This window comes from Glaciihabitans sp. GrIS 2.15, from assembly GCF_035984695.1.
GTDB lineage: Bacteria > Actinomycetota > Actinomycetes > Actinomycetales > Microbacteriaceae > Lacisediminihabitans.
The window spans coordinates 359,569-381,034 of the sequence record NZ_JAXCHU010000002.1 but is presented as its reverse complement, the minus strand read 5'-3'; the positions used below and the strand labels follow the sequence as shown (position 1 = coordinate 381,034).

The following is a 21,466-nucleotide window of genomic DNA, read 5'->3' as shown; positions in this document are numbered from 1 at the left end:
CCGTAACCAGGGTGGCCAGGGGGATTCCACGCAGGGGAATTCGATGCAGGGTAAGGCAACCTCCGGGAAGATGCCTCAGCGCCGGTCATCGTCCAGAAAGCCCGCGCAGCAGAAGTCTCCACGGCAGAAGTCCGCGCCACAAAAGTCACAGCAGCGTCGGTCACGCGGCACGGATGACGCTGGCGTCATCCCGGTGCTCGCGCGAGCCGTGCGCGAGGTCGAAGGTGCCGCGGAGCGAGGCAAGGTCGGCCCGTCGAATCGCACCAAATTCCAGGTGATTGCGCTTCTGATGCGCGAGGAACGCGCGCGTGCGAAGGCCGATCGGGACGTGACGGATGCCGAGCGTATCGAGGTACTCAAACGTCTCGATGGAGTCGCAACAATTCTCGCGAAGACCGCTGCGCGGGACACCTCGCTCATCCAGTTGCTCGCCGAAGAGACCGCCGTCACCGACGCGGCGCGCACCCTTCGCCGGGACATGCTCATCGCCGCGGGTACCGAGCTCTCGCCCGATGAACTGATCATCGTGAAGGAACCCGATCCCGTCACGCCGGCAGCGGAGCGCCAGGTCGTGCCGCAATCGGTGATTGCCCGCCAGCTCTCGAATCCCTTTCTTGCTCCCGACTTCAGCCTGACGGTGAAAGTCGCACCCGCGACCCACCGCCTGGCCAACTGGGAGCTTCTCGAGCCGCTCTTTCGCGCGTTCGAGTACGGTTCCGGCGGACAGGTCGCCAGTATGGACCTGCCGGAACCGACTACGGCCGACCTCCGGGTGCCGGCCGGCCTCGAGCTTTTCCATCATCAGGCCGAGTTCATCGCGAGCGCTCGTGAGGGTCACCGCAGCTATCTCCTCGCCGACGAGCCCGGTCTCGGCAAGACCGCGCAGGCGCTGTTGGCCGCCCAGGTCTCGAGCTCCTATCCGTTGCTGGTTGTGGTTCCGAACGTCGTGAAGATGAACTGGGCGCGGGAAGTGGAGCTGTGGACTCCGCAGCGCTCGGCTACCGTCATTCACGGCTCGGGTGAAAACCTTGACGCATTCGCCGACGTCGTGATCGTGAACTACGACGTGTTGGACCGCCACATGGGCTGGCTCGGGACGCTCGGTTTCAAGGGCATGGTCGTCGACGAGGCCCACTTCATTAAAAACCGCGAGTCGCAGCGATCAAAGAATGTGCTCGCTCTCGCGAAGAGTATCCGCGCTCGTTCGCCTCGAGCTCTCATGATCGCTCTTACCGGCACCCCGCTCATCAACACGATCGAGGACTTTCGCGCGATCTGGCAGTTTCTTGGCTGGATCGATGGCGAGAAACCGACCGCGAGGCTGATGCAGGAGTTGGAGGAAAACGGCCTGACACCGGCCGACTTCGGATTCTTCGCCGAAGCGCGTCAGACCGTGATCGACATGGGTATCGTGCGCCGCAAGAAGATCGACGTGGCAGCGGATCTGCCCGCTAAGCGCATCGCTGACCTGCCGGTGGAGCTCGACGACGACCTCGGGCGGTCCATTCGCCAGGCCGAGCGGGATCTGGCGCGTCGACTTCTGTCGCGCTACCGGGCACTCCTCACCGCACGCTCCGAGAGCGCGGATACCCCGCATCCCGAGCTGGTGCGGATGGTCGCGAAGGCCGAACTCGAGGAATCCAAGGCCGCTAAGACTGGAGAAAACGTCTTCACCATGGTTCGCAAGATCGGACAGGCGAAGGCCGTTCTTGCGGCGGACTACACCGCCCAGCTCGCGCGCTCGGTCGGCAAGGTCGTGTTCTTTGCGAAGCACATCGACGTGATGGACATCGCCGAGGAAACGCTGGCCAAGCGTGGGCTCAAGACAGTCTCAATTCGCGGCGACCAGACGGCCGCGTTCCGCCAGAAGCAGGTGGATTCCTTCAACAACGATCCGGATGTTTCGGTGGTCGTGGCCTCGCTCACGGCAGCCGGTGTCGGGATCAACCTCCAGGCTGCGTCGAACGTGGTGCTCGCTGAGCTCAGCTGGACAAGCGCGGAGCAGACTCAGGCGATCGATCGTGTGCATCGCATCGGACAGGCCGAGCCGGTGACGGCGTGGCGCATCATCGCCTCACAGACGATCGACGCGAAGATCGCGGAGCTCATCGATAGCAAGGCCGGTTTGGCCGCGCGCGCCCTCGACGGCGAAGACTCCGACATCGCGGGCGAGTCGAGCGTGCAGCTCGACGCCCTGATGGCGCTTCTGGACGACGCGATCAACGCGGCCGACGAGGACTGACCGCCGCTACGGCGAGGTCGACCGCTCGATCAGTCGCGCGATGGCGGCGGTCGGGATGGCCAGCCATCCCGGCCGGTTGCGGGCTTCGTAGAGCGCCTCGTAGAGCGCCTTGTCGATCTCGAAGGCGTCCAGTACCGCACGGTGTGCGCGCAGGTCGAGTCCGGAACGCTCGATGTAGCCGTCAAGGAAAGCCCGGCGGCACGCAGAAGCCCAGGCCGCGGCCGATTCCCCGGGATGCGCTAGCGCGAAGGATCCGGCGACATAGTCAAACGACCGGAGCATGCCCGCGACATCCCGCAGCGGAATGTCGGGAAGCGAGCGCTCGCTCATCGGTCGCATCGGTTCGCCTTCGAAGTCGAGCACGACCCAGCCCCGCCCTGGCACAGCGAGAACTTGGCCGAGGTGAAAGTCGCCGTGGATTCGCTGGAGGGCCGGCCACGGGCTCGCGGCGGACTCTCGGTAGATGGCTTCGAGAGCCGGGCGATATTCGGCGAGCCCCGGTACTTCAGCGGCTGCCAGTTCGAAGCGATAGCGCATGCTCGCTACCGTCGTGGCGATATCTGACGGAGTGGTCGCGCGGGACGGCAGGGCGGAGTGCAGGGCCTCGTGCATCTCAGCGGTGGTCACGCCGAGAGCCCGGGCTCGGTCGGTAAAGTCTTCTGCCACTTCCGCGGCCCGCACCGCGACCCGCCAGGCGTCTTCAACACCAGGCAGGAATTCCTGAGCGAAGGCGAGGTGGCCGCTGGCGATTCCGTCAGGCATCCCGCTGTCTGTCCAGAGGCCCGTCACGTGCCCGATCGACCGGGGTGCGACGGTGCTGCCCGCAGCACCGAGGGCTTCGGTGAGCGTCACGTCCGGATTGTCGCCGTTGTGCAGGGCCCGGAATAGCTTGCAAATTATCGGGGTCGACGGTGTGCCATCGGCGGTTGCGGTCTGAAAGATGATGGAAGAGTTGGACTGCTCCCCCGCCAGCACGCGCGAGGAGAGGAATTGCACGGGAGCCGAGTAGGCGGCGTGGTGCCCGCGCGCGACGAGCGGGCCGCCGCTGTTGCCGCCCGCTGGCCCGTCGGTCTCATGAGCCTCGCCGCCATCCAGGACCAGCCGGAGCAACGCCTCCGCAAAGGCGGGGTCGTGCGGGCCGTCGTAGATATAGCGGTGCCCGGTCTCGACGTCGAATGAGGCGACGAGCGCGCTCTCTGCATTGGGCAGCGGCTCACTCCGCTCGGTGAGGGGCACCTGATACAGCGCGGGATGCCTGGCATGGTCAAGCACCAGGTACACACGGATCACTGCAGTACCGCTCGGGTCGGCAAGCCCGAACCCTCCGATGACTTCGAGCTTCGGTGTGCGCGACTTGCCGGCGTACCAGCGCTGCCGCGTCATCCAGGCTTCGAGATAGTCGGGAACGCCGGTCACGGGCACCTCCAGCCTGGGGCGCTTAGCGCCGACAATGGGACCCTCCTTACCCTACGCAGCGGGAGAGGGCCAAGACAGCCCTTGACATACTCGTGAAGTGTCGGGTTCATCCCCTCTTTGGGGGAGCCCCGGTCTGGGGGCAGACACCCGTCTCATCAGCCCATAGTCTAATAATCAGCACCATCGGGGGACACCCGGGTGGCGGCGACTTCGCGAGAGTCGGAGTCGGGATACGGGGGTATGCCCGATATCTTCCTCTCGCAGGTACGAAGTCGTCGCCCCCAGGGAACCGGACTTCACGGGTCGGTCTGACATCACGCCTGCTGCCCATCTCTCTGGCCCATAATGGCCGAATGATCTCTGTGCCTCGTGCCATCGAACTGCGTCTCGCCGGGGTGCGCTGGCGCCCGTCCTCCGGCGATTCGTTTGTAATCACGCGAGAGGGCTTCGAGGGCGACATCTTCGTCGTCAGCGACATGACGATCGAATCCCACGAGTTCGAGACCGGCACGATCCTCGGCTTCAATGGCACCACGGAATGGGCGCTCGACTCCGTGGCCATCGAAGATGCCCTTTGGCTGCCGCGCGAGGACCAGTTGCGTCAGCTGCTCGGCGGCGCCTTCGATTCGCTGGCCCGCTCGTCGACCGGCTACGCCGTCGGCCTGGTCGTGAACGACGAGCGCTCGGAGTGGGTGGCCGTCGAACCTGCCGATGCGTACGCCGCTGCACTGCTCCGACTGGTATTGGGTGCCGGCTGAACGAGCCTGTCGGGGAGCAGAGCGTTCGGATCGCACAGCATGCAAGCGGCCCGTTGGCGCGCATCCATTGGGCCGATCAGCACTCCGGAAGGGTGATCGGCATGCTCGCGGTGGTGCCGTATTCGTGGCCTCGCCGGGGGATGAAGACGGCGACGATCACCCCGACCAGGGCCACGCCGCTGCCCATCGCGAAGATGATGCGGAACGCCTCCGTCGTGGGGATCGCCACGCCCCCGGAGATAACCAGGTGGGAAGCGATGATGAGTCCGACGAGCGTGGCTGCGGCGGTGGAACCGAGGGTGCGCATCACCGAGTTGAGCCCGTTGGCCGCAGCAGTCTCGGTGGCCGGAACCACGCGCATGATGAGGGTAGGCATGGCGGCGTAGGCAAAGCCGACACCGAATCCCACAATGGTGGACACCAGGATGATGTGCCAGATCTCGCTGTGCAGCCAAACAGCGATAGCGAAGGCGAGGGTGATGATCAGGCCGCCCAGGATGAGGCTGGTGCGAGGCCCCCGGGCATTCGAGAGTCGCGCGGCGATCGGCGACATCACGAACATGACGAGTCCGAGCGGCATGAGACAGAGGCTGGACACGATGAGGGTCTGGCCGAGGCCTACCCCGGTGGTGGTCGGAGCCTCGAGCAGCACCGGCAGAGCGGCCGTCGTGATGAAGAATGCGAAGCCAACCGAAATCGACGCGAGGTTCGTCAGAAGCACGGGTCGTCGGGCCGCCACCCGCAGGTCGACGAGTGCGTCGGCGGTCCTGAGTTCGATGAACGCCCAGACGACAAGCACCGCGATGCCGCCGACCAGAAGGCCGAGCGTGATCGGACTCGTCCAGCCCCACTCGCTGCCCTTCGAAATGGCGAGGAGGATGCCGACGAGTCCGATGGCGAAGCCGACGGCCCCGACGAAGTCGAAATTGCCGCCGGCCCTGAGCGTCGACACCGGAATAATGGTAGCCACCAGGATCACGGCAACGACCGCAAGGGCAGTGGCCAGCCAGAAGAGGTAGTGATAGTCGAGGTTCTGCGCGATGAGAGCCGCGACCGGAAGCCCGATTGCACCACCGACTCCGAGGGTCGCGCTGACCAGGGCGACCGCGCCTCCGAGGTTCTTCGGGTGAATCACATCACGCAGGATGCTGATGCCCAGTGCGATCACGCCGAGCCCGACCCCCTGGAAAACCCGGCCGACAATCATCGGGATCAGGGTATTGGAGAGCGCCGAGATGATGGACCCGCCGGCCATCAGCATCAACAGCACCATCACGACGCGACGCTTGCCATACATATCGCCGAGGCGGCCGCTGATCGGGGTTGAGATCGCCGCCGCCAGCAGGGTGGACGTGAGAACCCAGGTAGCGTCTGCCGAGTTGGTGTCGAGGAAGCCGGGCAGTCGCGGGATGATCGGGGTGACGAGAGTCTGCATGAATGCGGCGATCAACCCGGTGAGGGCGAGGGTCGTGGTGATCGCCCGGTCGCTCGGCCGATGGCTGAGCCGGGCGCGCTCGGCGGCGGAGAGAGGCCTGTCCGACGAAATGGGCATCGTTCCACTCTAAGCCTCAGCCAGAGTGCCCGAAACTCACGCTCGCCTTCAGCGAGAAAGAGTGTAAACGCCCCAGTCGTCCACGTGCCAGTTGATCCAGCCGTTCGTACGCTGCAGAGTGACAGTGATGTTGAAAGGATCATTGGTTGGACTCGTCGCCGCGCAGGTGAAGGTCTGGCCGATGATAACCGGGAGAGCCTTTGCGCAGTCGACCGTGATGTGCGCGCCGATGATGGACGCGTCGGAGGCGATCGACTGTTCCGCCTGCATGGTGAAGACATTGGGCAGCGCGGAGATGACCAATCCGGGCACGACGAGCACCGAACCGGCCTGCAGTATTCCGAGTGCCGCCCACACAAGAAGCGGGGCGAATCCCAGCGAACCCACCTTCGCGAGGCTCATCGAGCGGACCACGAGATAGATCGGTGCGGTCAATAACGCCCACGCCCAACTCGCGCGGTGCTCATAGCCCGCGCGGCCGAGCGATGCCCGATCGACAATCGCGAGGACGACGACGAAAATGTAAGAAAACACTGCGATGCCGGGCGTGACCCACATGTTGAGACTCGAGCCGAAGCCGAGGAGGAGCAGGAGGCTCAGCACGAGGAGCACCAGCGGCACGAGGGCAATGATCCAGACCGGGGCCGTGTAGATCGGCAGTCGCGGCAGTGATTGGAGCGGTGGGGGCGGCCCGTCCTCGGCCTCCGGATCGAATTCCCGCCGGAGGTTTCGGGCGCTGGCGTCTGAGACGGTCGAGTTTGCCGATCGTGGCGGGAAGAGGGAGCCGTCGGAGTGGGAATAGCGGGGGTCATCGACAGAGGCGAGGGCCTCGGCGTCGGGAACGGACGTCACCGGCGACCCGAGCACCGATCCCTCGGTGGGGACGAAGGCAGGTCGCGGCACGTAGATCTCGGGTTCGCCCGCTTCAGCAGCCACCCGATCGTAGTTGATCGTGTCGAGGTTGACGATGGCGGGGTTGCGGTCGCCAGCGTCCACGGCGTCATCGTCAAGGTCGTCGGAGAAGCCGTCGGCACGATCGAGAAGGGATCGTGAAGGCAGGCTAGCGGCGAGGGGCTCGTGGACCAGCAGCTCATCCGCTGCGGCGACGATTGGTGCATCAATCTCGCGCAGGGTGACGGTGAGTGGCGCCTGGGCCGTCGCGCCATCCCGCGCTTCGTCCTCGTCGGTGGCGAGATTCGCGTACTGCTCATCGCGCTCTCGCTGCTCACGCTGCTGGCGCCGTGTTGGTAGTTCTTCGTCGGCGTAGGCGAGACGGGTCGGTGTCTGCATCACCAGCGGCGGACGGGCCTCCGTGGTGAGCTCGGTCCAGGCGTGATTGTTCCACCAGCGCAGTTGGGGCAGACCCATGGGGTCGGGGTACCAGCCCGCTGGCACTGTCACGTCGTCCTCGAACATCTGCTCTCCCGCAGTCGGCTTCCATGGCCAGATTACTGGGAATGCTCTGAGTCGAACACTCCCGGGTCACGCTAAATATTCGGGTGTGCTTAACATATCGTTCGGATAAGCGTCTGACCGGGGGTTTCGACCTCTGGGCTGGCCCCAGTTGTGGGCGCAGTTCGAGCGCTCTCGGCCGCCCGCAGAGCCCGCAAAAGGTGCCGAACGGACATGGCTGGCACGGCGGGCATGGGGGATCGGGGAAAGTGATCACTCGCTAAACTCGAATCGTCGGTGAGCCACAATCGAACCGGCGGCGCGACATCCAGCGCAGTGCTGGGGCGCGAACTGCGTCTGACCGTGACGCAGTGATAACCCACGAGGCAATGGAGCCACAGTGAATGCAGGGAATGTGTTGAGCGACCAATTCGTCGAGCAGGGTGCCGAGAAAACACGGCCGGATGACTCCGTAGCCGACCTTCCGGCCATTCCCGGCATGGTCGGGGCGGATGGCTTGCGCATCCGCACTCGGATCGAGAGCGATTCCCTCGGGAGTATGGAGATTCCGGCTGATGCCTACTGGGGCATCCACACGGCACGGGCGCTCGAGAACTTCCCGATCACCCGCCGGCCGATCTCCGTGTATCGGGATCTCATCGGCGCGCTCGCCCGCGTCAAGCAGGCTGCCGCACGCGCCAACAAGGAGCTCGGCGTGCTCGATTCCGACAAGGCCGACCTCATCGACCGTGTCTGTGAGGAGATCGTGGGAGGCGCCCTCCATGAGGAGTTTGCGGTCGGCGTTATCCAGGGAGGCGCAGGAACCTCGACCAACATGAACACCAACGAGGTGATCGCCAACCGCGGGCTCGAGATCCTTGGCTACGAATTCGGTGACTACTCGCACTTTCACCCCATCGATGACGTCAACCGCAGCCAGTCCACCAATGACGTTTATCCAACTGCGATCAAGCTCGCAATGGTCTTCGGTGTGAAGCGCCTGCTCGAGGAGCACCGACTTCTCGGCCAGGCCTTCGCCCGTAAGGGTGTCGAGTTCGCCGGAGTGCTGAAGGTGGGGCGCACGCAGATGCAGGATGCGGTGCCGATGACGCTCGGCCAGGAGTTCACTGGCTTTGCCCACACCCTTGCCGAAGACTACGACCGTCTCGGTGAGACCATCCCGTGGCTGATGGAGATCAACATGGGCGCCACAGCCATCGGCACCGGTATTACCGCCGATCCGCGCTATGCCGAAGCCGTCTGCCGTCATCTCGTGCAGGTCACGGGAATTCCCATGGAGACGGCTGCGGACCTTATCGAGGCGACCTCGGATGCCGGCATCTTCATGACTCTGAGCGGCACGCTGAAGCGCGCTGCGGTGAAACTATCGAAGATCTGTAATGATCTCCGGCTGCTCTCGAGCGGCCCGCAGGCCGGTTTCGGCGAGATCAACCTCCCACCCCGCCAGGCCGGATCGTCGATCATGCCAGGCAAGGTCAACCCGGTGATCCCGGAGGTGGTGAACCAGGTGGCTTTCAGCGTGATCGGAGCGGATGCCACCGTCACCGCGGCCGCCGAGGGAGGCCAGTTGCAGCTCAACGCCTTCGAACCCGTGATCGCGCACAGCATCCTGCAATCCCTGGCCTGGATGACGAACGCCTGCTACACGCTGCGGGTGAACTGTGTCGATGGCATCAGCGCAAACATCTCGCGGCTCGCGGCCCAGGTGGAGTCATCGGTGGGGGTTGTCACCGCTCTCACTCCCTACATCGGCTATTCGGCATCCGCCTCTCTTGCCCACACCGCCCTCACCACGAACGCCTCGATCGCCGAGCTCGTGGTGTCAGCAGGACTCATGTCGGCCGAGCAGGTTGCCCACGTGCTCTCGCCCGGGCGACTCAGTGGCCTGGTGCCGTTGACGGGCGTGATCACGGTAATTCCAGTGCCGGAAACCGATACCGAATAACGTTCGGCGGGATTGTGCGGGCGAAAAATTACCGTTCCGATGTGCGCTAACGCCCCGCAGCGCTCCATAAATGCAGGCCGGCGTAGCTGCGCCACGGTGCCCATCGGGCCCCGTGGGCGGCGAGGGATCGTGCCGTCGACGGGAGGCCGAGACGAGAAGCACTGGCCAACATGACGAGATCGCTCGCGAGCAGCACGTCGGGATTGCCGAGCACACGCATCGCAAGATACCCGGCCGTCCACGGCCCGATACCGGGCAGCGCGGTGAGGCGGGCACTGAACTCCTCGGCCGGAAGGCCCACATCGAGGGTGAGCGAGCCCTGCGCAATGGCGCGTGCCACGGCGAGGATGGCCGCCACCCGGGTCGCCGGACCCCGCACCACGCCGGGTGCGCTCTCCGCGATCTCGACCGCGGTCGGAAACAGGCCAGGGGTCGCGGACAACTCGGACGCAAGGCGACCGACGACAGTCGTGGCCGCAGCGACCGAGACCTGTTGGCCGATCATTGTGCGAAACAGGGTCTCTTCGATGTCAAGGCTTCCGGGCAGACGGATGCCTGGCCGGGCGGCGATCAGCGGAGCGAGCGTGACATCCGCCGAAAGCGAGGCGTCGATGGCGGCGGAGTCCGCGTCGAGGTCGAGCAGGCGTCGTACCCGTGAGACAAGGGGTGAGAGGTCTGCAATGTTTTCAAGTCGGGCGGTGCAAGTGATTGCCTGCGGTCCGTCCAGCCGGAGTTCAATCTCGGCCACGCCGCCGGGTAGGCGCACGGCCCGCGCGAAGGAGGAAGCATCCGCTGTCTCGATTCCCTTGACCGCGTGCGCCGTGAAAAAGGCCATGAGTCCGACGCCGTCGAAGGGAGGCCGAGCCGGCAGACGCAGAGTGATCGGTGTCGTCGAACCCTCAGGCGATCGCGTCGTCGTGGAACGGGCTGTTCGCGCGCGCAGTCCCGTCGGAGTGGTCTCGTACACCGCCTGCACGGTCTCGTTGAACTGACGGATACTGGAGAATCCCGACGCGAACGCGATGTCGGCGATCGACAGGTCGGTTCCCGACAGCAGGGTGTGAGCGGTCTGCGCGCGATGGGCACGGGAGAGTGCGAGCGCACCCGCCCCGAGCTCGTTCACTAACACGCGACCAAGGTGGCGGGACGTGTAGCCGAGTCGTTTGGCGAGGCCGGTCACACCATCCCGGTCGACGGTTCCGTCCGCGATCAGCCGCATCGCCCGGGAAGCGACGTCGTCGTGGATATTCCACTCTGGCGATCCCGGCACCGCGTCCGGGAGGCAGCGCTTGCAGGCACGGAGCCCGGCCTGGTGAGCGGCGGCGGCGGTGCGGTAGAACGTGACGTTCGAGGGCTTCGGGGTCATCGCCGGGCAGCTCGGCCGACAGTAGATTCCGGTCGAATGCACGCCGGTGATGAACTGCCCGTCGAATCGAGAGTCGCGCGATGACATCGCGCGGTACCGTTCGGCGAACCGGGGATCAGAGCTCGTGACGCTGGCGATGGATTCGGTGCTCATTCGTCAACTCTCGCACCGGCCGCCGACCGCAGCTAGCGGGAATCGGACACCGCACGAAACGTCTACGCTGGCGTGATGGACGGCTCGACATCAGGACTGGCGTGAAGTGACGAACTACCCTGCGCGTGTTGGCAGCGGCGTCTCAATTCTCGGAACTACCACTCTCGAACTCGTCAGTCGAATGGAGCGCACGCCGGAGAGGTGCGAGACGCTGCTCGCCGAGCCGACCGAAGAGTGCTCGGGCGGCACGAGACGTGAGAGAGCGATCGCCGCGGTGCACCCCGCGGCGACACCGGCGCAGATCGACGCGGCACGGATTCAGCGCACAGAGTCAGAGGGAGCAGTGTGACCGTTATCGACGCCCTGCGCGACCTGCTTGGCGACGCCGTTTCGACGGATGCCGCTGTGCTCGCTCCACTTACCGCCGACAAGTCCGGTCACGACTCCCGAAGCACCCCGCTCGCCCTCGTGACGGCACGATCGATCGACGATGTGCAGGCCACCCTGCGCATCGCGACGGAGCACGGCGTCGGAGTTGTGACGCGAGGGGCGGGAACCGGCCTCGCTGGTGGTTCTATCGCGAGCGCTGGCCAGATCGTGCTCTCGACCCTCGCGATGAACCACATCCTCGAGGTGTCCGTCGCCGATGAGCTCGCCGTCGTCGAGCCGGGCATCCTCAACGGTGATCTCAACGCCGCTCTCGCGAGCCACGGCTTGTGGTTCACCCCCGATCCGGCCAGCCGGGCGATTTCCACGGTCGGTGGCAATATCGCCACGAACGCGGGCGGCCTGCTCTGTGCGAAGTATGGCGTCACCCGGGAGTCCGTGCTTGCACTGAAGGTCGTGCTCGCTGACGGTCGGTTGCTCACCATCGGACACCGCAGCGTGAAGGGCGTGACCGGTCTCGACCTCACCGCTCTGATGATCGGCTCGGAGGGCACCCTCGCGGTGATCGTCGAGGCCACGGTGCGACTGCGGCCGTTGCCGACCGGACCGGTCGCGACCATTGGCGCGTGGTTCGGGGATGTGGTGACCGCGGCCGCCGCGTGCGCCGCCATCACCGCGGCCGGCATCCGTCCCGCTGCCCTGGAACTGATGGATGCTGCGTCTCTCACCGCCATCGACGCTTACCTCGGCGAAAGTCTTTCGGACCGCGGCAACACCTTTCTGCTGCTGCAGGCGGATGGCGCGGCAAGCGCCGACGAGGCTGCCGTCGCGCTCGAGATCATCCGCCGGGGTGGTGGTGAGGCCGAACTCACCTCGGATCCGGCTGAGGGGGAGCGGCTGTTCGCGATCCGGCGGGCGTTCCACCCGGCGCTCGAAGCGCAGGGCACGGTACTCATCGAGGATGTCGCGGTGCCGCGAAGTGCCCTGCCGCAGATATTTGCCGAAATAGCTCGGATCGGCGATCGCTATGGCATCAGCATCCCGACGGTGGCCCACGCGGGAGATGGCAACCTTCACCCCAACTTTGTCTACGAGCCGGAGGCGGACGGATCGGTGCCAGCGGTGATCTGGACGGCGGCGGGAGAACTCTTCGCCGCAGCGCTTCGCCTCGGCGGCACGCTGACCGGTGAGCATGGGGTCGGCCTGCTGAAGCGCAATTGGTTACGGGATGAACTCGGTGACGACCAGTTCGATATTCAACGCCAGATCAAGGCCGTGTTCGATCCGCTCGGAGTGTTGAACCCTGGCAAGGTCTTTTAGGGCGGCTCCGGAAGGTGGCGGTTGGTGAACTCGAGGCCGCCGACACTGCCGGCGGTGGTTCGTTCCGGCGGCGAAGGCGGCCGCACGGGCGGGGATGACACGTGCGCCTTTACTTTCCCCACCGCCGGCCGGTGTCTCCTAGGCTGAGCGCATGGATTTTCTGCCACTCACCCGTGCCGACGACCTCGGCTGGCGCGCCCTCCGCGATGAAATCGCGCCGTGGATCGGGGAACGTGCCGTCACGCTCTTCTCCTACGCAATCTCCGACGAGTACGGGTCCGCGGTGACGACACGATATTTCCGCGACATCCTCACCGCGGCGGGGGACGATCCGGACCATCCCCAGGTCACCGAAACGGAACAGTTGATCATCGACTGGGGCCGGCTCATCGTGTCGAACCCCCGTGACATCCCGCAGGCGTTTTACGCCCGTCTCGAAGGAGCTTTCACCCCGGGGAGACGCCTGGCACTCCTGTCGTTCGCCGCGCGGGTCGTCGCCATCAACCTCGTCAACACTGTCGGTCGTGTGCCGGTCGATGCCTGATCCCGCCGATGACTGATCCCTCCGGATCGGTTCCCTCGATCGCGACCAACGCGAATCCCGTGTTCGAGCAGAGTGGCCAGGTGTCGATCACTCGTCCGATTCGTCGCAGTACCGCGACCGTCGTGCTCGCTTCGCTCGGATTTGTCGTGCTCTCGATCGTCATCCTTCTTGTGGCCTGGTACCTCCTGGTCGTACTGGGACCGATGGCGCTGCTTGTGGCGCTCCTGCTCGCGACCGTTCCTCTCGTGGGAGTGCTGCTCTTCATCCGCTGGATCGATCGTTGGGAGCCGGAACCGCGCGGGGCCCTGCTGTTCGCGCTGCTGTGGGGAGCCGGGGCATCCGTTCTGATCGCCCTGATCTTCTCCGGCGTCACCCAGCACTACGAGGCGCTCGCCGGGCTTGCTGGCTCGGGAGTCGCCACGTTCTTCGAGACCGTTGTGCAGGCTCCCATCATCGAGGAGTTCGCCAAGGGGCTCGGCATTCTTCTGATCCTCTGGGTGATGCGCCGCACCTTCGATGGCCCGGTCGACGGCGTCGTGTATGCCGCGATGATCGCTGTCGGGTTCGCTTTCACCGAGAACTTGCAGTACTTCGGCCTCGCGATCAACAAGGACGGCGGATTGGGCGGCGATGTCGCTCGGACCTTCCTGTTGCGCGCCATCCTCTCGCCCTTCGCGCACGTGATGTTTACCGCCTGCACCGGAGTGTTGCTTGGCTTGGCCGCCCGACGTACCGGCCGCCTCGGAGCGATCGGCTACTTCGTGCTCGGCCTGGTGCCGGCGGTGCTGCTGCACTCCTTCTGGAACAGCGCCGAATACTGGGCAACCGACTGGTTTCGCTATTACTTCATGGTGCAGGTTCCGCTTTTCCTGCTCGCTATCGCGGGGATCACCCGCCTGCGCCGACATGAACAACGCCTCACTCACGCCCGGCTATCCGAATACGCGGCGGTCGGCTGGTTCACCGGCTCGGAAGTCAACCTACTGACAACCACAGCGGGTCGCCGCCAGGCCACCCGTTGGGCGGCACGCCACGGGCTCGGCCGCCCCTATCGAAGATTTGTACGGGATGCCACACAGCTGGCTTTCACTCGCGAGCGGCTGATGACCGGGCGGGACGGAATCGGGGCGAGCCTCGACGAGGCAGTGATCCTCGCGTCGATCGTGGAGGATCGCCGGGGGCTCACGGCACTGCCGCCGATGCACTGAGGTCGGACCCGCTGAACCGTGGACGCACTGACATCCGCAATCGACTTGGTAGTTGTAGTGACTTTAGGGCCGGAAAAGTCGCAACAACTACCAAGTCGATGAGGGGCAACGCGGGAGGCAACGCGGCGCCACCGGGTACCGGGCACAATCACCCCGGTAAGTTGCCCGCGCGGGGACACGTAAACTTGACTGCCGCATTTCAGGACGGCGTTTGAGGGGAATTTACCAGTGGTCGACCGTGAACTTCAGCGCGAGCAGCAGTACGTAGCTACCCTGTACGCGCGCCTCGACGCGTTACAGCGAGAAGCGGAACAGCAGCTCGACGCGGTTCGTCTTCTCGACGTGGGAGGCAACCATCAGGGCCGATCCGAGCGCGACACCTTCGCCCGCATCTACGAGGATCGCATCCTGCAATTACGCGAGGTCGACGAGAGACTCGCCTTCGGGCGACTCGAGCTTGAGCCCCAGGCGGCCGGAGGAGCGGACGACGGGACGGATGGCTCGGTGTTCCGCTACATCGGCCGAATCGGCCTGCGCGACGAAGACCTGCAACCGCTGTTGCTCGACTGGCGGGTGCCGCAGGCGAGCGCCTTCTACCAGGCCACCGCCGCGACGCCGCTGGGAGCGCGAGCCCGCCGTCACCTGCTCTCGAAGGGACGGAGCATCATCCGCATCGAGGATGAGATCTTCGATGCCGAACTGCTCGAAAGCGCGACCTCCGAGTTGCAGGGCGAGGGCGCCCTCCTTGCGGCGCTCACCGCCCAGCGCACCGGACGGATGTCCGACATCGTCGCCACCATCCAGGGCGAGCAGGACCGCATCATCCGCTCCGATCTCAGGGGAGTGCTCGTCGTGCAGGGAGGGCCAGGCACCGGCAAGACCGCCGTTGCACTGCACCGGGCGGCCTACCTGCTCTATTCACACCGGGATCGGTTACGCAACTCCGGTGTGCTCATCGTGGGGCCGTCCCGCTCATTCCTGCAGTACATCGAGGCGGTGCTTCCCTCGCTCGGCGAGACCGGGGTTGTTCTCGCGAGCGTCGGACAGCTCTACCCCGACGTCGAGGCGACGCGAGAGGATGCACCCGCTACCGCCGCGATCAAGGGCCGGGAATCGATGGCAGGTCTCGTTGCCCGCGCGGTACGTTCGCGCCAGCGCGTGCCGTCCGCACCCCAGGACCTCGAGGTGAACGGTGATCGGCTCACCCTTGACCCGCGTCTCATCGCGACGGCGATCGGCCGTGCGCGAGAGAGCAATAAGACCCACAACGAAGCGCGCGTGGTGTTCGTGAAGAATGCGCTCAACGCGCTGTCCCGCCAGTGGCTCACCCAGCTGCAGGATGCCGGCAACTCGATGGACGACACCGATCTGTCGATGTTGCGCGAAGACCTGCGAGCGGCCGAAGATGTGCGCGTGGCGCTGAATACGGCCTGGCTGCCGCTCACCCCCCAGAAGCTGCTGCAGGACCTCTACGCCCGCCCCCAGTGGCTCGCCGAGCTGACCCCAGGCTGGACCGAGACCGACCGTGCCCTGCTGCAGCGAGACCGCGAGGCAGAGTTCACGATCGCCGACATCCCGCTGCTCGACGAGGCTGCCGAGCACCTCGGCGAATACAGCGTGGCGGATGCGGCGCAGAAGCGCGAAGCAAAGCAGCAGCGCAAACGTGACATCGAAAACGCGGAACATGCGATCGAGAATATGCGGGTGGGCGGACTGGTCAATGCGAAGGACCTCGCCGACAACTTTGCGGAGCTGGGGGACCGGTCGACGACTGCCGAGAAGGCTGCGGCTGACCGCACCTGGACCTACGGCCATGTAGTCGTTGACGAGGCCCAGGAACTCTCGCCGATGCAATGGCGGCTTTTGCTGCGGCGCGGACCGCAGCGCTCGTTCACGATCGTCGGGGACATCGCCCAGGCGGCATCGGCCGCCGCGGCATCCAACTGGAAGGATGCACTCGCCCCATTGTTCGCGGATTCCCCGGAGTCCGATCGTTGGCGGCTCGAGGAACTCACGGTGAACTACCGCACGCCGAGCCAGATTGCGGCGGCGGCCGAGTCGATGGCGATCGCGAACGGTCTGCACGTGACTAAATCCCGCTCGGTGCGTTCGAGTGAATGGCCGATCACCGTTGTGGCGGATGCCGTGGAGGCGGTGCGGATCGATCGGGAATCCGATGGGACGGGCGGCACGTTCGCCGTGATTGTGCTCGAGCCGGGCATCCGCGAGCTCACGGATCGTCTCGTTGCCGAGTTCGGCGATGCGGTGGGGATCGGCGCGGTCGGACTCACCCGCGACATCGCCGTGATCACTCCCCAGGAGGCAAAGGGGCTGGAGTTCGACTCGGTCGTGGTGGTGGATCCAGCGGCGATCCTCGCGGCATCCGAGCGGGGGGCAGGGGCGCTCTACGTCGCGATGACCCGCGCCACCCAGCGCCTCACGCTCGTCGCCGACGGAGAGTTGCCCGCCGGCATCCGGTAAGACCTACGCCGAGGGCGCCAGCGCGTCGTAGCGAAGCAACCCGCGCTGAAGACGCGTGAGAAATATCAGGATCACGATTATCGCGAGTCCGCCGAGCAACGGCGGCAGCCAGATCGCGCCGATAGCCGCGACGATGCCGACGTAGATGTCTCCGACGCGCGGTCCTCCGGTGACGACCACCGTGAAGACCCCCTGCAGCCGCCCACGCATGCTGTCGGGCACCGCGACCTGCAGCATCGTCTGCCGGAAGATACTGCTGACGTTGTCGGCCGCCCCCGCACCGGCGAGCATCACGCTCGCGATAATGGTCGCCGGGATATTTGCCCGGGTGGGGGACACCGGTCCGAATCCGCCGAGAGAGAGGGCGAGCAGCACCCCTCCGAATCCCGCGATGAACGCTCCGTAGACGATAATCGAGGTGCGGATGGCCCGGCCGTGCCAGCGCACCCCGCCGAGTCGACCCGACAGCAGGCTGCACAGCAGCAGGCCGATCGCTCCGGCCGCCGTCAGCACGCCGACGGTCACGGCGCCTCCGCCGAGCACGAGGGCGCCGACGGCCGGAAACAGCACACGCGGCTGGCCAAGGGCCATCGCAATGATGTCGACAATGAAGGTCATTCGAATGTTCGGTGCAGACCTCAGGAAGTCGATTCCCGAGCGCAGCGAGGCAAGCCCTGGCCGCTGCGCGTCACCATCGGGCGCGAGTTTCGGCAGCGAGAAGATACCGGCGAATGCGGTGAGAAAGAGCACGACATCCACGGTGTAGGTCCACCCGAATCCCACGGTCGCGACCAGCACGCCAGCGAGCGCCGGGCCGATCGTTACCATCACACCGAAACTCATGCCGGTGAGGGCGGATGCCGCTGGCATCAGCCGCGCGGGAAGCAGCCGCGGCAGCACCGCCGACCGCACCGTGTTCATCACCGTCGCCGAGACCGCGTTCAGGGTTGTCAGCAGGTAGAACGGCCAGGTGATTTCCACGCCGGTCCAGGCGATGAGTGCGAGGGTGATGGTCGAACCCCAGGCGACGATCGCGGCCAGCAGCAGGATGAGCCGTCGGTCGAAAGCGTCTGCGAGCATTCCACCGTAGAGCCCGGCGAAGATCATCGGCACGAGAGCAAATGCTCCCACCAGCGAAACCGCGAAGGTGGAGTGCGTCAACTGATAGATGTGTAACCCGACAGCGACGATCGTCATCTGGCTTCCGATACCCGAGATCGCGTTGCCGGCCCAGAGTGTGCGAAACGCCGCGCTCTCCCTGAGCGGCGACAGGTAGATGAGATGCGAACGCCGTGTGCTGTGCTCGCGATCGGTACTCACTCTCACTATTCTCACCCGACAGCGGTGCCATGCTTGAGCAGTGCCTGTTCTTTCTGATTCTGTGCTCACCGATCCGTTGCTGGCCCGCATCCACGAGCGGGCGCCGGGCTACGACAGTAACAACGTGTTCTTCACCGAGGATCTCGAAGAGCTCGCCTCTGCCGGCTACCTGCGTGCTCTCGTGCCCGAATCCTTCGGTGGCCTCGGCCTGAGCCTCCAGCAGGTCGCTCACCAGCAGGCACGCCTCGCGATGGCCGCCCCGGCGACGGCGCTCGCCGTGAACATGCACCTGGTCTGGACCGGCGTCGCGAAGACCCTGCACGACCGAGGGGACGACTCGCTCGACTTCGTTTTGCGGGATGCCGCGGCGGGGGAGATCTATGCCTTCGCGATCAGCGAGGCCGGTAACGACCTCGTGCTGTTCGACAGCACCACGGACGCCCAGCCGCTTCCGGACGGCGGCTACGCCTTCAGCGGTACCAAGATCTTCACCAGCCTGTCGCCGGCATGGACTCGGCTCGGCCTCTTCGGACTGGACACCGTGTCAGTGGATGCGCCAAAGCTCGTGCACGCCGTCGTCACCCGCGAGGCGCCGGGAATCTCTATCGCCGCGGACTGGAACACCCTTGGCATGCGGGCGAGCCAGAGCAACACCACCCATCTCACTTCGGTGGTCGCGGCATCCGACCGGGTGTTCCGCCGCCTCGATCCTGGTCCGAGCCGCGACGCCCTCATCTTCGCCATCTTTGCCAACTTCGAAATCCTCATCTCCTCCGTGTACCTTGGCATCGGTCAGCGGGCTCTCGAACTCGCGGTCGAATCCGCGCGCTCCCGCAGTTCGCGGAAAACGGGGCTAGGCCGTGACCAGGATCCGAACGTGCGCTGGAAAATTGCGGATGCGGCGCTCGCCCAGGACGCGCTGCTTCCGCAGCTTGACGCCCTGGCCGTCGACCTCGACTCCGGCGTGGATCGCGGCACGCAGTGGTTTCGCGCTCTCGTCGGACTCAAGTCCCGATCAACGCGGACCGCCCGCTACGTCGTCGACCAGGCCATCGCGGTTGCGGGAGGCGCGGCGTTTTCGGCGACAAGTGAACTCTCCCGGTTGTATCGGGACGTACTCGCGGGCGGATTCCATCCGAGCAACGACGACTCGGTGCACTCAACAGTTGCAACGGCGCTGCTGGGGCCGATCATCGAAGACCCGTCGCCTACCCTGAGATCATGACTTCCTCGCTCGCGATCGATCCCTCTGTCGTCGTCTGGTCCGTTCCCGAATCCGCGCGGGCGAAGGAGCTCACGACGCGTCCCCTGTTGGTGCTGATGCACGGTCGCGGGTCGCACGAGCATGACCTCTACGCCCTCGCCCCGATGCTTCCCCCGCAGTTCGTGATCGCCGCGCTCCGCGCGCCGATCGAGCTGGCTCCCGGTTCGTACTCCTGGTTTCCGGACGGAGAGCCCGCTCGGCCGAGTTTCGCGGCTGCGGATGGTGCCGTCCAGGCACTCTTCGACTGGCTGGATTCGATTACCTCCGCTGCTTCGGTCTCGCTTCTCGGGTTCTCGCAGGGCGGTGCGATGACCCTTCACGCCCTGCGGCACGCTCCCGAGCGGTTCGCCGCCTTCGTGAATCTCGCCGGCTTCGTCATCGGCGGCGACGCCCCCGCCGATTCTTCGCTCGAGACGCTGCGACCACCGGTGTTTTCGGGCAGCGATCCGGCGGATCCGGTGATCCCCGCCGAAGCGATTGCGCGGACCGCAGAGTGGCTTGCTTCGCATTCGACTCTCACGGAGCGTCACTACGCCGGCATCGGGCACTCGATCTCGCGCGAGGAACTCGAGGATGTGAATAGGTTTCTGAACGGCGCTGGTTTTTGAACACCACCGTCTGAGCGCATTAGCCCCACACAGACTCGTCGCCCGGTGCGGCACTTGGTGCGGCTCTTCCGGGCGACGGGTTGTTCTACTCACAGGATGCTCTCCTTGGGGCCAGAGCGCAATACCCCCATCGCTCACATTGAATTTCGCGCGGGGTGTTCAGGCAACGCGCGATGCCGAGCCACCCGCAGTGCGCTGTCAAGTTCTGAAAGGAACCGGTCCGCGTCGGCCAGGCTGAAGCAGAGCGGCGGCCGTATCTTCAGTGTGTTCCGGGCTGCACCGGATGCCCCGAGCAGCACTCCCCGCCGGCGCAGCTCGTTCACCACGACGAGGGTTGTCGCTTCGTCGGGGGATTCCCCGTGCACGAGGTCGACTCCCAGGAATAGACCGGCCCCGCGCACCTCTCCGAGAGACTCGTGGAATCCCGCGAGCATGGCAAGCCCGGCGGTGAGGTACTCCCCGACGACCCGTGCGTTCTCGATCAGTCCTTCATCGTGAAGGATGTCGAGCACGGCCTGCGCGGCGGCGATCGAGACCGCCGTGCCGCCGAAGGTGTTGAAGTAACGCCCGTGGGCCGCGAAGGCGTCCACGAGCTCGCGACGGGCGACAACCCCTCCGATCGGCATGCCGTTACCCATCGGTTTGCCGACTGTCACGAGGTCGGGTACCACTGCCCCGAGAGCGGAGTCGTGGCGGGTGAAGCCCCACAGGCCGTGACCGAGACGCCCGAAGCCAGCCTGCACCTCGTCGGCGATGTAGAGGCCTTCCGCGTCGTGCACGATGTCGCTGATCCGCCCGAGGAAAGCCGAGCTGCCCGGCTGTACGCCGTCAGAGGCGAAGATCGAGTCCGCGATGAGCGCGGCAAACCCGTGCTCGGAAGCGCCCAGATCCGCGGCCGCAATCGCGACGGCGTCCGCGAACGCCACGCCGTCGCCGGTCGGAGCCTCCACCAGGCGTACCCACGGGGCGATGCTGTCGCCGCCGCCGAGGGACGGCGAGATCGCTGCGGTCTCGGTGGTGACCCCGTGGTAGGCGTTTCGGGTGACGATCACGCCTCGTTTACCGGTTACGGTGGTGGCGATCCGAAGGGCGAGGTCATTCGCCTCGGAACCCGTGCAGGTGTACATCACGTTCGCGAGCGCACGGGGCAGCGTGCCGAGTAGATCTTCGGAATAGTCGATCAGTGGTCGATCGAGGTAGCGGGTATTCGTATTGACGAGAGCCGCCTGGCGCGAGATTGCCTCAACCACTCGGGGATGCGAATGGCCCACCGACGGCACGTTGTTGTACACATCGAGAAACTCTCTGCCCGCCGCATCCCAGAGCTTCGAGCCGAACCCGCGAACGATCTCGATGGGCTCGTCGTAAAACAGCCGATAGGCCGCCCCGAGGCTGCGGTTGCGTCGTTCGACCAACAGGCGAGTCGGCGCGCTCAACTCGTCGAGGCGGTCGTTGCTGAAGTAGGTGCTCGGTCCTGGCATGATCCGAC

The 21,466-nt window shown here is 65.5% G+C and carries 16 protein-coding genes; 10 read left to right on the top strand and 6 right to left on the bottom strand.

Translation table 11 applies throughout. The features are described 5' to 3' along the window. Positions 1 to 70: 70 nt before the first annotated feature. Positions 71 to 2,242, top strand: a complete 2,172-nt coding sequence (locus RCH11_RS04180; RefSeq protein WP_327055815.1) for a DEAD/DEAH box helicase — start codon at positions 71 to 73, stop codon at positions 2,240 to 2,242. A 6-nt stretch (positions 2,243 to 2,248) separates the two neighbouring features. Here the strand turns inward: RCH11_RS04180 and RCH11_RS04175 are convergent, their stop codons facing one another. Continuing rightward, the gene (locus tag RCH11_RS04175; RefSeq protein WP_327055723.1) at positions 2,249 to 3,658 is read right to left on the bottom strand and encodes a maltokinase N-terminal cap-like domain-containing protein; all 1,410 of its coding nucleotides are present in this window, start codon (positions 3,656 to 3,658) and stop codon (positions 2,249 to 2,251) included. A gap of 353 nt (positions 3,659 to 4,011) precedes the next feature. Here RCH11_RS04175 and RCH11_RS04170 point away from each other — a divergent pair, with 353 nt between their 5' ends. Then, a complete protein-coding gene (locus RCH11_RS04170; RefSeq protein ID WP_327055722.1) occupies positions 4,012 to 4,416 on the top strand; it encodes a hypothetical protein in 405 nt (134 codons plus the stop codon). 76 nt (positions 4,417 to 4,492) lie between these two features. Here RCH11_RS04170 and RCH11_RS04165 read toward each other — a convergent pair whose 3' ends face one another. After that, on the bottom strand, positions 4,493 to 5,968 hold the full coding sequence (locus tag RCH11_RS04165) for an MFS transporter (protein ID WP_327055721.1): 1,476 nt from the start codon (positions 5,966 to 5,968) through the stop codon (positions 4,493 to 4,495). 48 nt (positions 5,969 to 6,016) lie between these two features. Beyond that, entirely contained in the window at positions 6,017 to 7,384 is a 1,368-nt protein-coding gene (locus tag RCH11_RS04160; RefSeq protein ID WP_327055720.1) for a DUF2510 domain-containing protein, read from the bottom strand. A 475-nt stretch (positions 7,385 to 7,859) separates the two neighbouring features. Between RCH11_RS04160 and RCH11_RS04155 the strand changes: the two genes are divergently transcribed. Next, positions 7,860 to 9,326 carry an aspartate ammonia-lyase gene (locus RCH11_RS04155; RefSeq protein ID WP_327055814.1) on the top strand — a complete coding sequence of 489 codons (1,467 nt, stop codon included), beginning with the start codon at positions 7,860 to 7,862 and terminating at the stop codon, positions 9,324 to 9,326. A 46-nt stretch (positions 9,327 to 9,372) separates the two neighbouring features. On the opposite strand, the gene RCH11_RS04150 is transcribed toward RCH11_RS04155, so the two are convergent. After that, positions 9,373 to 10,845, bottom strand: coding sequence for an AlkA N-terminal domain-containing protein (locus tag RCH11_RS04150; protein WP_327055719.1), 1,473 nt, complete (start codon positions 10,843 to 10,845; stop codon positions 9,373 to 9,375). 106 nt (positions 10,846 to 10,951) lie between these two features. On the opposite strand from RCH11_RS04150, the gene RCH11_RS04145 reads away from it, so the two are divergent. The 5 genes from RCH11_RS04145 (at position 10,952) to RCH11_RS04125 (ending at position 16,785) form a co-directional block, all read left to right on the top strand. Then, a complete protein-coding gene (locus RCH11_RS04145; protein WP_327055718.1) occupies positions 10,952 to 11,194 on the top strand; it encodes a hypothetical protein in 243 nt (80 codons plus the stop codon). Next, positions 11,191 to 12,552: an FAD-binding oxidoreductase gene (locus tag RCH11_RS04140; RefSeq protein WP_327055717.1), complete on the top strand. Its 1,362-nt coding sequence runs from the start codon at positions 11,191 to 11,193 to the stop codon at positions 12,550 to 12,552. Before RCH11_RS04145 ends, RCH11_RS04140 begins: the two co-directional genes overlap by 4 nt. A 151-nt stretch (positions 12,553 to 12,703) precedes the next feature. Beyond that, the gene (locus tag RCH11_RS04135) at positions 12,704 to 13,096 is read left to right on the top strand and encodes a hypothetical protein (protein WP_327055716.1); all 393 of its coding nucleotides are present in this window, start codon (positions 12,704 to 12,706) and stop codon (positions 13,094 to 13,096) included. 8 nt (positions 13,097 to 13,104) lie between these two features. Further along, positions 13,105 to 14,304, top strand: a complete 1,200-nt coding sequence (locus RCH11_RS04130) for a PrsW family intramembrane metalloprotease (RefSeq protein WP_327055715.1) — start codon at positions 13,105 to 13,107, stop codon at positions 14,302 to 14,304. Positions 14,305 to 14,532: 228 nt separating this feature from the next. Then, positions 14,533 to 16,785 (top strand): HelD family protein, encoded by a 2,253-nt coding sequence (locus RCH11_RS04125; RefSeq protein WP_327055714.1) that lies wholly within the window; start codon positions 14,533 to 14,535, stop codon positions 16,783 to 16,785. A 3-nt stretch (positions 16,786 to 16,788) separates the two neighbouring features. On the opposite strand, the gene RCH11_RS04120 is transcribed toward RCH11_RS04125, so the two are convergent. Next, positions 16,789 to 18,111 (bottom strand): MFS transporter, encoded by a 1,323-nt coding sequence (locus RCH11_RS04120; RefSeq protein WP_442788997.1) that lies wholly within the window; start codon positions 18,109 to 18,111, stop codon positions 16,789 to 16,791. 34 nt (positions 18,112 to 18,145) lie between these two features. Between RCH11_RS04120 and RCH11_RS04115 the strand changes: the two genes are divergently transcribed. Next, the gene (locus tag RCH11_RS04115) at positions 18,146 to 19,330 is read left to right on the top strand and encodes an acyl-CoA dehydrogenase family protein (protein WP_327055712.1); all 1,185 of its coding nucleotides are present in this window, start codon (positions 18,146 to 18,148) and stop codon (positions 19,328 to 19,330) included. After that, positions 19,327 to 19,977: an alpha/beta hydrolase gene (locus tag RCH11_RS04110; RefSeq protein ID WP_327055711.1), complete on the top strand. Its 651-nt coding sequence runs from the start codon at positions 19,327 to 19,329 to the stop codon at positions 19,975 to 19,977. Before RCH11_RS04115 ends, RCH11_RS04110 begins: the two co-directional genes overlap by 4 nt. A gap of 134 nt (positions 19,978 to 20,111) precedes the next feature. On the opposite strand, the gene RCH11_RS04105 is transcribed toward RCH11_RS04110, so the two are convergent. Continuing rightward, positions 20,112 to 21,458 (bottom strand): aspartate aminotransferase family protein, encoded by a 1,347-nt coding sequence (locus tag RCH11_RS04105; RefSeq protein ID WP_327055710.1) that lies wholly within the window; start codon positions 21,456 to 21,458, stop codon positions 20,112 to 20,114. Positions 21,459 to 21,466: the final 8 nt, after the last annotated feature.

Bases quoted from the DNA above. Each gene is read 5' to 3' on its own strand.
- RCH11_RS04180 (WP_327055815.1), top strand. From the start codon at position 71: ATGCCTCAGCGCCGGTCATCGTCCAGAAAGCCCGCGCAGCAGAAGTCT.
- RCH11_RS04170 (WP_327055722.1), top strand. From the start codon at position 4,012: ATGATCTCTGTGCCTCGTGCCATCGAACTGCGTCTCGCCGGGGTGCGC.
- RCH11_RS04165 (WP_327055721.1), bottom strand. From the start codon at position 5,968: ATGCCCATTTCGTCGGACAGGCCTCTCTCCGCCGCCGAGCGCGCCCGG.
- RCH11_RS04160 (WP_327055720.1), bottom strand. From the start codon at position 7,384: ATGTTCGAGGACGACGTGACAGTGCCAGCGGGCTGGTACCCCGACCCC.
- RCH11_RS04155 (WP_327055814.1), top strand. From the start codon at position 7,860: ATGGTCGGGGCGGATGGCTTGCGCATCCGCACTCGGATCGAGAGCGAT.
- RCH11_RS04150 (WP_327055719.1), bottom strand. From the start codon at position 10,845: ATGAGCACCGAATCCATCGCCAGCGTCACGAGCTCTGATCCCCGGTTC.
- RCH11_RS04135 (WP_327055716.1), top strand. From the start codon at position 12,704: ATGGATTTTCTGCCACTCACCCGTGCCGACGACCTCGGCTGGCGCGCC.
- RCH11_RS04130 (WP_327055715.1), top strand. From the start codon at position 13,105: ATGACTGATCCCTCCGGATCGGTTCCCTCGATCGCGACCAACGCGAAT.
- RCH11_RS04110 (WP_327055711.1), top strand. From the start codon at position 19,327: ATGACTTCCTCGCTCGCGATCGATCCCTCTGTCGTCGTCTGGTCCGTT.
- RCH11_RS04105 (WP_327055710.1), bottom strand. From the start codon at position 21,458: ATGCCAGGACCGAGCACCTACTTCAGCAACGACCGCCTCGACGAGTTG.